The sequence below is a fragment of the Acinetobacter sp. AR_0276 genome, assembly GCF_003000705.1.
In the GTDB taxonomy this organism is placed as follows: Bacteria; Pseudomonadota; Gammaproteobacteria; order Pseudomonadales; family Moraxellaceae; genus Acinetobacter; species Acinetobacter nosocomialis.
This window is the reverse complement of the sequence record NZ_PSQO01000004.1, coordinates 1,153,895-1,166,067: the sequence shown is the minus strand read 5'-3', so window position 1 is coordinate 1,166,067 and position 12,173 is coordinate 1,153,895. Positions and strand designations below refer to the sequence as shown.

Annotated in this window: 11 protein-coding genes; 3 read left to right on the top strand and 8 right to left on the bottom strand. The window is 38.7% G+C overall.

Annotation, left to right across the window (positions count from 1 at the left end; genetic code table 11):
- Positions 1 to 23 precede the first annotated feature (23 nt).
- Entirely contained in the window at positions 24 to 377 is a 354-nt protein-coding gene (locus CSB87_RS06325) for a DMT family transporter (RefSeq protein ID WP_002051463.1), read from the top strand.
- Between the two features lie 52 nt (positions 378 to 429).
- Here the strand turns inward: CSB87_RS06325 and CSB87_RS06320 are convergent, their stop codons facing one another.
- The 3 genes from CSB87_RS06320 to CSB87_RS06310 form a co-directional block, all read right to left on the bottom strand.
- On the bottom strand, positions 430 to 873 hold the full coding sequence (locus CSB87_RS06320; protein ID WP_002051396.1) for a VOC family protein: 444 nt from the start codon (positions 871 to 873) through the stop codon (positions 430 to 432).
- 125 nt (positions 874 to 998) lie between these two features.
- Entirely contained in the window at positions 999 to 2,174 is a 1,176-nt protein-coding gene (locus CSB87_RS06315) for a thiolase family protein (protein WP_004712038.1), read from the bottom strand.
- Positions 2,175 to 2,282: 108 nt separating this feature from the next.
- Positions 2,283 to 2,798 carry a GspH/FimT family pseudopilin gene (locus tag CSB87_RS06310; RefSeq protein WP_031959236.1) on the bottom strand — a complete coding sequence of 172 codons (516 nt, stop codon included), beginning with the start codon at positions 2,796 to 2,798 and terminating at the stop codon, positions 2,283 to 2,285.
- Positions 2,799 to 3,177: 379 nt separating this feature from the next.
- On the opposite strand from CSB87_RS06310, the gene omp38 reads away from it, so the two are divergent.
- On the top strand, positions 3,178 to 4,227 hold the full coding sequence (omp38, locus tag CSB87_RS06305; RefSeq protein WP_017394124.1) for an outer membrane protein Omp38: 1,050 nt from the start codon (positions 3,178 to 3,180) through the stop codon (positions 4,225 to 4,227).
- Positions 4,228 to 4,351: 124 nt separating this feature from the next.
- On the opposite strand, the gene CSB87_RS19870 is transcribed toward omp38, so the two are convergent.
- The 5 genes from CSB87_RS19870 to CSB87_RS06285 all read right to left on the bottom strand — a co-directional run bounded on the left by CSB87_RS19870 (position 4,352) and on the right by CSB87_RS06285 (position 9,916).
- Positions 4,352 to 4,510: a hypothetical protein gene (locus CSB87_RS19870; RefSeq protein WP_004712046.1), complete on the bottom strand. Its 159-nt coding sequence runs from the start codon at positions 4,508 to 4,510 to the stop codon at positions 4,352 to 4,354.
- Between the two features lie 3 nt (positions 4,511 to 4,513).
- Positions 4,514 to 5,719 carry an RtcB family protein gene (locus CSB87_RS06300; RefSeq protein WP_031959234.1) on the bottom strand — a complete coding sequence of 402 codons (1,206 nt, stop codon included), beginning with the start codon at positions 5,717 to 5,719 and terminating at the stop codon, positions 4,514 to 4,516.
- 276 nt (positions 5,720 to 5,995) lie between these two features.
- Positions 5,996 to 7,456: an amino acid permease gene (locus CSB87_RS06295; RefSeq protein ID WP_002051328.1), complete on the bottom strand. Its 1,461-nt coding sequence runs from the start codon at positions 7,454 to 7,456 to the stop codon at positions 5,996 to 5,998.
- Positions 7,457 to 7,477: 21 nt separating this feature from the next.
- Entirely contained in the window at positions 7,478 to 8,491 is a 1,014-nt protein-coding gene (locus tag CSB87_RS06290) for a class I SAM-dependent methyltransferase (RefSeq protein ID WP_031953299.1), read from the bottom strand.
- 66 nt (positions 8,492 to 8,557) lie between these two features.
- Positions 8,558 to 9,916, bottom strand: a complete 1,359-nt coding sequence (locus CSB87_RS06285) for a uracil-xanthine permease family protein (RefSeq protein WP_004712050.1) — start codon at positions 9,914 to 9,916, stop codon at positions 8,558 to 8,560.
- 178 nt (positions 9,917 to 10,094) lie between these two features.
- Here CSB87_RS06285 and typA point away from each other — a divergent pair, with 178 nt between their 5' ends.
- Positions 10,095 to 11,930 carry a translational GTPase TypA gene (typA, locus tag CSB87_RS06280; RefSeq protein WP_004712053.1) on the top strand — a complete coding sequence of 612 codons (1,836 nt, stop codon included), beginning with the start codon at positions 10,095 to 10,097 and terminating at the stop codon, positions 11,928 to 11,930.
- The last annotated feature ends 243 nt before the right edge of the window (positions 11,931 to 12,173 follow it).

Here is a 12,173-nt window from a genome sequence, read left to right as displayed (position 1 = left end):
TAATAAATGAATGAAGAATAAGAATGTTAGGCTTAATTTCAAAAATAAATCCCGGTGCTTGGTGGTTAATATTTGCTATTGCGACAGATGTGCTCTCAACATTTTATTCGGCTAAAGGCAATGGATTAGTTAATAAAACTGCTCAAGGAATTGCTCTAGTTTTATATATTGGGTCTTTTGCATGTGCAGCTATTGCTTTGAAATATATGCAGGCGGGAATTTTATATGTGCTTTGGTCTGGAATAGGTGTATTAGCAACTGCTTTTCTTGCAAAGATTTTTCTTGGGCAGAATATTGATGTAGCTGGATGGGTAGGTATAGGTTTTATTACCGTTGGTTTAATGATTATTGCGCAGTATTCTAATATTAATGTTTAAGACCCTTATAGAAATAGTAAGTGTCTCTATAAGGGGCTGATCTTAAAAAATATTATGTATCAAGCTGACAGTTAACCATCCACTTTATGCCAAACTGATCGGTAAATGCACCGTATAATGCACCCCAGAAAGTTTTTTCTAATGGCATTTCAACTTGTCCATTTACAGATAGAGCATCGAACAGCTGTTTTGCTTTTTCTTGCTCATCTTTTTCAAGGTTGATTGCGATGTAATGATTATTACCTTTAGTAAATACACTATTCGGGGTACAGAATTGATCGATAGTGTCTGATGCCATGAGTACTGTGTATTCATTAATCGGTAGAGAAACGTGAAGCACTAAATTTTTTTCGGCTTCCGATAATGTTACACCCTCATTAGGTGGCATGTCGCTATAACGGCTCAGCATAGCAAATTCACCACCAAAGACCGATTTATAAAAATTAAAGGCTTGTTCTGCCTGACCTTGGAAATTGAGATAGTGATTGAGTTGCATTGTTATTGTCCATTGTTGTTTTCGTTTAAAGGAATAAGTTAAAACTTAAAAGTGATTTTGTGGGTCTTTTTTTGTAAATTTTTCATAAAAAATCCCACCGAAGTGGGATTTTAAACAGGTTTTAATTAAAGAATTTCAATGGCAACAGCTGTTGCCTCACCACCACCAATACAAAGTGCGGCAATACCTTTTTTACCGCCAGTACGTTTAAGCGCATGAATAAGTGTAAGAATAATACGAGAACCTGTAGAACCTACCGGATGACCTAGGGCACAAGCCCCCCCATTGATATTTACTTTCTCTGCATCAAGTTTGAAATCATCAATTGGACACATGGTAACCATAGCAAATGCTTCATTAATTTCCCAAAGGTCAACGTCCTGAGCATTCCATCCAGCTTTTTTAAGAACTTTCTCGATAGCACCCACAGGAGCGATGGTAAATTCTGAAGGATGCTGAGAATTTGAAGCTGTCGCAATAATTTTAGCAAGCGGTTGTAAGCCACGTTGTGCTGCAACTTCACTTGATGTTAACACCAATGCAGAAGCACCATCAGAAATAGAACTCGCATTTGCTGCGGTAATTGTACCGTCTTTTGCAAAAGCTGGTTTAAGTGAAGGAATTTTATCAATCTTCGCATTTAAAGGTTGTTCATCTTGGTCAACAATCACATCGCCTTTACGTGTAGAGACAGTAACAGGGACGATTTCATCTTTGAAATAGCCTTCAGTAATTGCAGTTTGAGCACGTTTTAAAGAACGAATGGCAAAGTCATCCATTTGCTCACGTGTATAGCCACGTGTATTTGCCATATCTTGAGCAAATGAACCCATTAAACGACCCGTTTCAGCATCTTCTAAACCGTCGAAGAACATATGGTCTTTAATTTCGCCATGACCCATACGGTAACCAGCACGTGCTTTGGGCAATACATAAGGAGCATTAGTCATTGACTCCATGCCACCTGCAACCACAATTTCAGCACTGCCTGCTTTGATCATGTCTGCTGCTTGCATCACGGCTTTCATGCCTGACCCACAAAGCTTATTAATCGTCACTGCACCTGTAGAGTCAGGTAAACCAGCTTTACGCATCGCTTGACGAGCAGGGCCTTGTTTTAAACCCGCAGGTAGTACACAACCCATAATGACTTCTTCGACATCAGTAGGTTGCAAGCCTGCTCGTGCGATTGCTTCTTTAATTGTTACTGCACCTAGTTCAGGAGCAGTTAGACCAGATAGTGATCCTTGAAAACCACCCATAGCAGTACGAGCACCATTAACAATTACGATGTCAGTCATTGCTGTAATCTCCGATTGTTCTTTATCTCAAATTAAGAAAACATTAAAACTTAAGCAGTATATTGCAAAATGAGGGATGTATTGGCCTCGGCATTAGACTGTAGAGTTCTAACAATTTTTCAATTCTTCGACACGCACATGCCCCATTTTGCTAAGAACTAATTTAAAATTTTTAAGCTGATCATAAGAACAGTAAATAAAACTACCATTAGACTCGATTGGAAGTCCCGAGCTTCCTTGAAATACAATACTATTTTGTTTTTTACCAAAACGTTGTAATTTCATAGAACCATAAGTATGATTAAGATCTATAGAGATTAATAATTCTTCATTTAAATCATGCTGTAGATTGCGGTTACTATCTACGAAGCTGATTAAGTGTTTATTCCAATCTGTATTACAGATTACCTGATCTGAACTCGGACACAGAACAATGTTCTTATGCTGAATAATTGCGTCCGATTTGGCTTTTTGTATATGAATTGTGAGTACACGCGAAGTATTTTTTAATTCTACAGATGCCATAAATTGATGGTATAAAGGAATGGCTATAACTGACATAATCACAAGAATTACGAGGGTTATAGAGAGCTCAACTATAGTAAAACCAGGAGATCTAAACATTAAGAAACCTTAATATATGTATAAATAGAGCAATTTTATGTTTTCTGACAATGATTTATATTATTTTTTATAATAAGGAAACACAAAATTAAATAAGGGTTATCAGTTGGCTAGAATACTGGTAAAATCACCGCAAGCGAAACAAAGAAGTTATTCATTTTTGCTAGTTGAGTAAAAAATTACCGAATTACAACGGAAATTGTAAGTAATTTTGTCAATAATTTACTTGATTAAAATTATCAAGCACTTGGAAAGTTTATCAAGTGTTTGTATGATTCAAATGTGAATAGCTTAAAAATAATACTGGGGTAAAAATATCTCAGGGGCCAATAAATTTAGGCTGAGCTTGAACAACAATTGTTATCTCTGGAGGATATCCATGAAATTGAGTCGTATTGCACTTGCTACTATGCTTGTTGCTGCTCCATTAGCTGCTGCTAATGCTGGCGTAACAGTTACTCCATTATTGCTTGGTTACACTTGGCAAGACAGCCAACACAATAACGGTGGTGACAAAGGTAGTTTAACAAATAGCCCTGAGTTACAAGACGATTTATTCGTTGGTGCAGCTTTAGGTATTGAGTTAACACCATGGTTAGGTTTTGAAGCTGAATATAACCAAGTTAAAGGTGATGTAAACGGTATTCCGGGTGCTCCAAATGCTGAATACAAACAAAAACAAATCAATGGTAACTTCTATGTTACTTCTGATTTAATTACTAAAAACTATGACAGCAAATTCAAGCCATACGTATTGTTAGGTGCTGGTCACTACAAATACGAGATTCCTGATCTTGGTTACCACACAAGTGAAGAAGGTACTTTAGGTAATGCTGGTATCGGTGCATTCTATCGCATCAACGATGCTTTATCTCTTCGTACAGAAGCTCGTGGTACTTATAACTTTGATGAACAATTCTGGAACTATACAGCTCTTGCTGGTTTAAACGTAGTTCTTGGTGGTCACTTGAAGCCTGCTGCTCCTGTAGTAGAAGTTGCTCCAGTTGAACCAACTCCAGTTGCTCCACAACCACAAGAGTTAACTGAAGACCTTAACATGGAACTTCGTGTGTTCTTTGATACTAACAAATCAAACATCAAAGACCAATACAAGCCAGAAATCGCTAAAGTTGCTGAAAAATTATCTGAATACCCTAACGCTACTGCACGTATCGAAGGTCACACAGATAACACTGGTCCACGTAAGTTGAACGAACGTTTATCTTTAGCTCGTGCTAACTCTGTTAAATCAGCTCTTGTAAACGAATACAATGTTGACGCTTCTCGTTTGTCTACTCAAGGTTTCGCTTGGGATCAACCGATTGCTGACAACAAAACTAAAGAAGGTCGTGCTATGAACCGTCGTGTATTCGCGACAATTACTGGTAGCCGTACTGTAGTAGTTCAACCTGGTCAACAAGCTCAATAATTTGAGTTTCTGAACAGTAAAAAAGCGACTCGTTAGAGTCGCTTTTTTTATTGTGATTTTTAAAATATTTTTCATTTTTCTATCTCCTTGATAATATGTACTCAGTTATTCATTTAGATCAGTATTACCAAACACCTTTTTTTAATTGCTGTTTAGTATCTTGTCTATCTCGACGATGCTGTGCACGAGGTTTTTCTGTCTCATGCATGCCACCTTTTTGAAGTAAAGGTGAAAGGGCTACGTGGTTGCGAGCCTTAATTTTTGGCATTTCTTTAATTTTCATGTTTTAACCTTTAATACATAAAACTTGTTTAAGTGTATGGACCACTTCAATAAGATCTGACTGGTTCGCCATAACTTCATCAATGTCCTTATAAGCGCTTGGAATCTCATCGACAACACCACTGTCTTTACGACATTCAATTCCTTGCGTTTGTTCAATTAAGTCTTGTTGATTAAAAAGTATTTTTGCCTTGCTTCGGCTCATTTTGCGGCCAGCTCCGTGAGAGCAAGAACAAAAAGACTCAGGATTAGCTTTTCCTCTAACAATATAAGAACGTGCTCCCATAGAACCTGGAATAATTCCTAACTCATTTAAACCCGCTCTAATCGCTCCTTTTCTGGTAACTAAAAGATTTTCACCAAAATGGGTTTCTCGACTTACATAATTATGATGGCAATTAATTGCTTCTTTTGTCATTTGAAAAGAGGGTAGAAGAGGTCGAATTGCTTCTAAGATTAATCGCATCATTTCTTTGCGATTTTCGAAAGCATATTCTTGTGCCCATTCCACAGCTTCTACATAATCATTAAAACTGTTTGAACCTTCAGCAAAATAACTTAGGTCTTTATCAGGTACATGCCCGAAGCGATGTTGTGCTTCTTTCTTGGCAAGTTCAATAAAATAAGTACCAATGACATTACCAAGACCGCGACTACCTGAATGGAGCATGATCCATACATCTTGATTTTCATCAATACATAACTCTATAAAATGATTACCACCTCCTAATGTCCCTAATTGTTTTTGCCAAGTTGCATCAAACTGCCGAAGCATACGAACTAGACCTGGATGTTTCTTTATAATCGGTTGTAAACGCTTTTCGAGTGGAATAATACTCGACGCCTTAGCTTTGACCTGTTTATGTAAAGCAAAACCGACGGGTACTTTACGTTCGATTGCATCACGTAAACGGCTTAAGTTATCTGGAAGTTGTGATGCTTTTAGACTCAAACGAATTGCATTCATTCCACAACCAATATCTACACCGACTGCAGCTGGAATAATTGCATGTTTAGTCGGAATAACACTACCTACAGTCGCGCCTTTTCCTACGTGAACATCTGGCATAACAGCAATATGTGAGTATATGAATTGCAGTTGTGCCATTTTCTTTAGTTGTTCGATACTTTCACTATCTATATCTTGAGTGAAAATTTTAACTGGCACACCATAGAGTGCCTCTTCGTTTAATATTTTTTGTATGCCCATAATTTTTCTCTTATTTTTCTGTCCGAATAGGCATAAAAAAACCTAGCGAATGCTAGGTCTTAAATTCGAGCATTCGGACAAGTGAATTAAATTTGTACACTTGTCCGTGAGCTGACATCGTGCCAAATCGTTACTGTGTTTTACCTTGTAGTGTTGGCATGATGTCCTCCTTTTTTAAAAGTGCCGTTGAAAATCTGAACGGCATTTTACCTGTTTTTAACTAAAGATCAAGTTTTTGACATTTAGATATTTTTGATTAGCTCTTTAAGCTTACTATTAATCTTGCTCTGGTTTTACATCCATTTGATCGTAAGGTATTAATTTAGTCTTATTTTTCCATTTATATCCGAGCCAAATTACTAAGAATAAAGGCAAGCTAATATAGGTAGAAAGTAAGCCCATCCAGTCAATTTTCCCACCTAAAACAGCTTGATAGTTTTGTCCTAAAATAATGACAGAACAAAGAATAAAGGCAAACCATGGAGCAAATGGGAAAAACTTAGCACGGTAGGCAAGATCTTCGAGCTTATAACCTTGAGCAATATAACCTTTACGGAAACGATAATGTGAAATTGCAATACCTAGCCAAACAATGAAACCACACATCCCAGACATATTGAGAAGCCAGTTAAAGACTTGTTTTTCCCCAATAAAAGTCGTTAAGAAGCAGAATGCAGCAATAAATGTAGTCGCATATAAGGCATTCATTGGAACACCACGATTGTCGAGTTTTGCAAACCATTTTGGTGCGCGGCCTTGTTGAGCCATATCAAATAACATACGGGTAGACGAATACATACCTGAGTTACCTGCCGACAAAATAGCTGTCAAAATAACCGCATTCATTAAGCTCGCAGCGAAAGCAAAGCCTACTTTTTCATAAAGCAAGGTAAAAGGAGAAAGTGCAACATTTTCTGTTGTCGCAGCTTGTAATAGGTTTGGATCATCATAGGCAATGAGTGTACCGATAATGAAAATACACAACACATAGAATAATAAAATTCGCCAGAAAATCTGTTTAATCGCAAGTGGTATCGTTTTCTTTGGATCTTTCGATTCACCCGCAGCCACACCCACCATTTCGGTTCCCTGAAATGAGAACCCTGCAATCATGGCAACACCAATCATGGCTTGTAAACCACCTACAAAAGGCGCATCTTTGTAAGTCCAATTACCAAAAGTGGCCACACCTGGTGTCAACATCACCTTAATAATCATGGCAATACCAATGATAATGAAGGCAACAATAGCGATAACTTTAACCATTGAAAACCAGAATTCGCTTTCGCCAAATCCTTTTACACTCATCGCATTAATCATAAAAATAATGACGAGGAAGAGCGCACTCCAATAGAACCCGGGAATATCTGGAAACCAGAACTTCATAATAAACTGTACTGCAACGAGTTCAAACGCAACCGTGATTGCCCAGTTATACCAGTAGTTCCAACCTAGTGCGAAACCAAAGCCTTCTTCCACATAGCGACTGCCATAGGTGAAGAATGCGCCAGATGTCGGTGTATGAGTTGCAAGTTCGCCCAAGCTGGTCATTAAGAAATAAATCATAATACCAATGAGGGAATAGGCGAGTAACGCCCCACCTGGACCTGCATTTGCAATGGTTGACCCAGAAGCAAGGAAGAGACCTGTACCAATGGAACCACCAATGGCGATCATATTCAGATGACGAGCCCCAAGCTTTCGCTGGAGTTTTTCAGGAGCATGTGTTTCGCTCATGGAGATTCCTTACATAGTTTGTTATGCACAGGCATATAACACCTTAAAGCCTTGTAGATCAGTTTTAATCTCACACTGACCAAAGTGCTTCTCGATTAAGATTGGATAGTTTAAAAAACGGTTTGCTACAATCCATAGCTCACCTGATGCCTTTAAATGTTTTTTAGCGTTCTGGCAGAGTCCTTCACTTGCATCGTAGTTGGTATGAATACCTTGATGAAAGGGGGGATTACTGACAATGGCATCAAGTTCTGTTGGGGCGTCTGCAATTCCTGTAACGGGCTGCAATCTCAACTGGTCTGAACCTATTCCATTTCGACTAAAAGTCATTTCCGTTGACCGTAAAGCGAAGGCATCAATATCTAGGGCATGAATAATATTACTTGAATTTACTTTTGCCAAATAGCAACTGATAATTCCCGCACCACACCCGAAGTCGGCAATTCTACCTGATTTCACCTGATTTAGATAAGGGAGTAAAACAGCAGTTCCGACATCTAGATGATTTTGACTAAAAACGCCAGGTAGCGCGCAAATGGTAAGTTCTTGTTCATTTGCTTGAACAGTATAGGTTTTTAACCAGCTTTCAAGAGGCTTGATTTTTTCAGTTTTTTCAATTTTTAAATGCCATAATTGACAATGGCGTGCACTATCGAGTTTAAGTATCTGGCCAAAACTTTGTAATTGTTTAGCTGCTCTTTCAACACCGCCTTTTTTCTCGCCTACTAGAAAAACTGATTGATCAGCTTTTAAATGGCTCATCACTACATGCAATATATAGTTTAAAAGCTCTTTTGATTTAGGCACAAAAATTAAAGCCTGATCAAATTCTTGTGATGGAAACTCAACTGAGAAATGTGCTGGGGTACCTGTATTAATGAAACCTTGGTAGTCAGCATAATTCCATGTCCAGACTGAGGCATCAACCGTAGTAGGTAATTGACTGACTAAGGCATCATTGGGTGCATTAATCAACAAGAGTCTACCTTTTAAATAGTCTTGCTGTCTTAAAACCACTTCACTTCTAGGATCCATGTACATCTCTCATGAAGAAGAATGCCCAGTGGAAACTGGGCAGTAATCAAAAAATTAAAAAATAGGTTATTTGTGGGTTTCAGGTAGAACAATATTTAAAATTAGTGCTGCAATACCACCTGTTGCTACACCAGAACTAAAAATATTTTTAAATAACTCTGGCAAGTGCTCCAAAATTTGTGGAACTTGGGCAACACCTAAACCGAGTGCAAGTGATATTGCAATAATTAAAAGTGCGCGACGATCGAGATGGATAGATGAAAGAATGTTAATGCCTGAGGCAGCAACTGCACCAAACATTACCATAACTGCTCCGCCTAATACTGCCTGTGGTACAGCTTGTATTACACCCGCTACAGCAGGGAATAGACCTAATATAATGAGTAAAGCTGCAATCCAGATCCCTACGTAACGACTAGCCACACCCGTGAGTTGAATAACACCATTATTTTGGGCAAAAACAGAACTAGGGAAAGTATTAAATAATCCTGCAAGTAAAGAGTTTGCGCCATTTACTAACACGCCACCTTTAATGCGTTGCATCCACTGAGGGCCATCTACAGGTTGGTTTGAAAGTTTGCTGGTTGCTGTGACATCACCAATTGCTTCTAATGAAGTCACCAAATAAATGAATGCCATTGGAATAAATAAGCCCCATGAGAAGCTTAAGCCAAAGTGCATTGGTGTTGGAATTTGAATGACTGGGGCGTCTTTTAGACCAGAGAAATCTAAATAACCCATGAAGCCGGCAAGAATGTAGCCAATAACTAAAGCAATCAAAATAGCTGAGCTTTTAATCCACACTATGCGTATGCGGTTTAAGATAATAATGATGGCAAGAACTGTACAAGACATTATAAGGTTATCGGAACTTGCAAAAGTATGATCTTGCATGGCTTGATAACCACCACCCATACTAATCAAGCCTTCCTTAATAAGTGTCAAGCCAATCAGAAGTACAACAATACCTGTCACAAGCGGAGTAATCAGTCTTTTTACCCATGGCAGAATTTGTGAAACACCCATTTCAATAAATGAACCAGCAATCACCACACCAAAAATAGCAGCCATAACTTGATTTACTGGCGTACCTGCAGCAACCATTGCACTACCGATACCAATAATTGGTCCAATAAAGTTAAAGCTTGTTCCTTGAACAATGAGCAGACCTGCACCGAAAGGACCAACTTTTTTGCATTGTAAGAAAGTTGCAATTCCTGAAATGACCAAAGACATGGATAAAATCATGTTAGTTTCGGTACGTGAAACGCCCAAAGCTAAACAAATGAGAAGTCCAGGTGTAACAATCGGGACAATAATTGCAAGCAAATGTTGAAAAGCTGCTAGAAAAGCCACGAAGGGTTTTGGTCGGTCATCTAGTCCATAAACGAGGTCAAGATGGTCTTGTGATGGTTGATTGGACATGGGGGTAAGTACGCCGCAATTTCGCAAATTGGCGCTATTCTAATCGAGATACCTATCTTTACAAAACGAAATACAAGCTATTGGGAAATTTTTTTGTCAATGTCAATAAACTGTCACTACTCAAGAGTAGTGTTTTTCTGTATAATTTGCCCTCAAATTTCAGGCGTTTCTAATTTTCATGTCAGATATCAAAAATCTCCGTAATATCGCAATTATTGCGCACGTCGACCACGGGAAAACCACACTTGTCGATAAACTACTTCAGCAATCAGGTGCTCTCGGTGACCGAGCAGGCGAGATTGAGCGTGTCATGGACTCGAATGCGCTTGAAAGTGAACGTGGTATTACCATCTTAGCGAAAAACACTTCTATTACTTGGTTGGATAAGCGTACTGATACAACTTACCGTATCAACATCGTGGACACCCCGGGACACGCCGACTTCGGTGGTGAAGTAGAACGTGTTATGTCGATGGTTGACTGCGTATTACTTCTTGTTGACTCTCAAGAAGGCCCAATGCCACAAACTCGTTTTGTGACACAAAAAGCCTTTGCTCGTGGTTTAAAACCAATCGTTATTATCAACAAAGTTGATAAACCAAGTGCGCGTCCAGACTGGGTAATCGATCAAGTGTTTGATTTGTTTGATAACCTTGGTGCAACCGATGAGCAACTTGATTTCCCAATCGTTTATGCATCAGGTTTACGTGGTGTAGCGGGTCCTGCTCCTGAAGAACTTGCAGAAGATATGACTCCGTTGTTCGAAACGATTGTAGACATCGTTGAGCCACCAGCGGTTGACGTTGATGGTCCATTCCAAATGCAGATTTCATCACTTGACTATAACAGCTTCGTAGGCGTTATCGGTGTTGGTCGTATTCAACGCGGTTCAGTAAAATTAAACACTCCTGTTACTGTAATTGACAAAGATGGCAATACACGTAACGGTCGTATTTTAAAAATCATGGGTTACCATGGTTTAGAGCGTATTGATGTTGACTCAGCATCTGCTGGTGACATCGTATGTATTACTGGTATTGATGCACTTAACATTTCTGACACGATTTGTGATCCGAAAAATGTTGAAGCATTACCAGCTTTATCTGTAGATGAACCTACAGTATCTATGACTTTCCAAGTAAACAACTCTCCGTTTGCTGGTAAAGAAGGTAAATTCGTAACTTCACGTAATATCCGTGAACGTCTTGATCGCGAATTAATTCACAACGTAGCTTTACGTGTTGAAGATACTGACAGTCCAGACCGTTTCAAAGTATCTGGCCGTGGTGAACTTCACCTTTCAGTTTTAATTGAAAACATGCGTCGTGAAGGTTTTGAAATGGGCGTATCACGTCCACAAGTAATCATCAAAGAAATTGATGGTGAAAGACAAGAACCTTACGAAAACGTAACGTTTGACGTTGAAGAACAGCATCAAGGTGCTGTAATGGAACAAATGGGTCACCGTAAAGGCGAAATGACTAATATGGAAGTTGACGGTAAAGGCCGTATCCGTATTGAAGCGACTGTTCCTTCACGTGGTCTTATCGGTTTCCGTTCTGAATTCTTGACTATGACTTCTGGTACAGGGATCATGACTTCAAGCTTCTCGCATTATGGCCCTGTTAAACAAGGTACTGTTGCGAAACGTCAAAACGGTGTGTTGATTTCTATGGTTCAAGGTACTTGCTTGGGCTATGCATTGTTCAGCTTGCAAGACCGTGGTCGTTTGTTCGCTAAACCACAGTTAGAAGTTTACGAAGGTATGATCGTGGGTATTAACTCTCGTTCAGACGATATGGTTGTAAACCCAACTAAAGCGAAACAATTAACTAACGTTCGTGCATCTGGTACAGATGATGCTTTAACTTTAGTACCAGCAATTGAATTTACGCTTGAACAAGCGCTTGAATTCATTGAAGATGACGAGTTAGTAGAAGTTACTCCAAAATCAATCCGTATCCGTAAGCGTTACTTGACTGAAAACGAACGTAAACGTAATCGTGATAAATAATTTTTCTTAAATGAAAAAAGACAAACCGCTAAATTCGTTTAGCGGTTTTTTATTGCTTACTGGTAAAGCTGAAAGTAAACTTAAAATCATATTTTTCTTGTAAGCAAATATGTTGTTAAAGTGTGAAATAGCTTTCTTTTTTTGAAAAAAATATTAAATTATCAATATCATGGCGAGTACTATCTAGACGGATAAGAGGCCAGTGAAAAAAGAAAAATATGATGTGTTCCTCCCCCCTACATC

Bases quoted from the DNA above. Each gene is read 5' to 3' on its own strand.
- CSB87_RS19870 (WP_004712046.1), bottom strand. From the start codon at position 4,510: ATGAAAATTAAAGAAATGCCAAAAATTAAGGCTCGCAACCACGTAGCC.
- omp38 (WP_017394124.1), top strand. From the start codon at position 3,178: ATGAAATTGAGTCGTATTGCACTTGCTACTATGCTTGTTGCTGCTCCA.
- CSB87_RS06285 (WP_004712050.1), bottom strand. From the start codon at position 9,916: ATGTCCAATCAACCATCACAAGACCATCTTGACCTCGTTTATGGACTA.
- typA (WP_004712053.1), top strand. From the start codon at position 10,095: ATGTCAGATATCAAAAATCTCCGTAATATCGCAATTATTGCGCACGTC.
- CSB87_RS06325 (WP_002051463.1), top strand. From the start codon at position 24: ATGTTAGGCTTAATTTCAAAAATAAATCCCGGTGCTTGGTGGTTAATA.
- CSB87_RS06295 (WP_002051328.1), bottom strand. From the start codon at position 7,456: ATGAGCGAAACACATGCTCCTGAAAAACTCCAGCGAAAGCTTGGGGCT.
- CSB87_RS06315 (WP_004712038.1), bottom strand. From the start codon at position 2,174: ATGACTGACATCGTAATTGTTAATGGTGCTCGTACTGCTATGGGTGGT.
- CSB87_RS06300 (WP_031959234.1), bottom strand. From the start codon at position 5,719: ATGGGCATACAAAAAATATTAAACGAAGAGGCACTCTATGGTGTGCCA.
- CSB87_RS06290 (WP_031953299.1), bottom strand. From the start codon at position 8,491: ATGGATCCTAGAAGTGAAGTGGTTTTAAGACAGCAAGACTATTTAAAA.
- CSB87_RS06310 (WP_031959236.1), bottom strand. From the start codon at position 2,798: ATGTTTAGATCTCCTGGTTTTACTATAGTTGAGCTCTCTATAACCCTC.
- CSB87_RS06320 (WP_002051396.1), bottom strand. From the start codon at position 873: ATGCAACTCAATCACTATCTCAATTTCCAAGGTCAGGCAGAACAAGCC.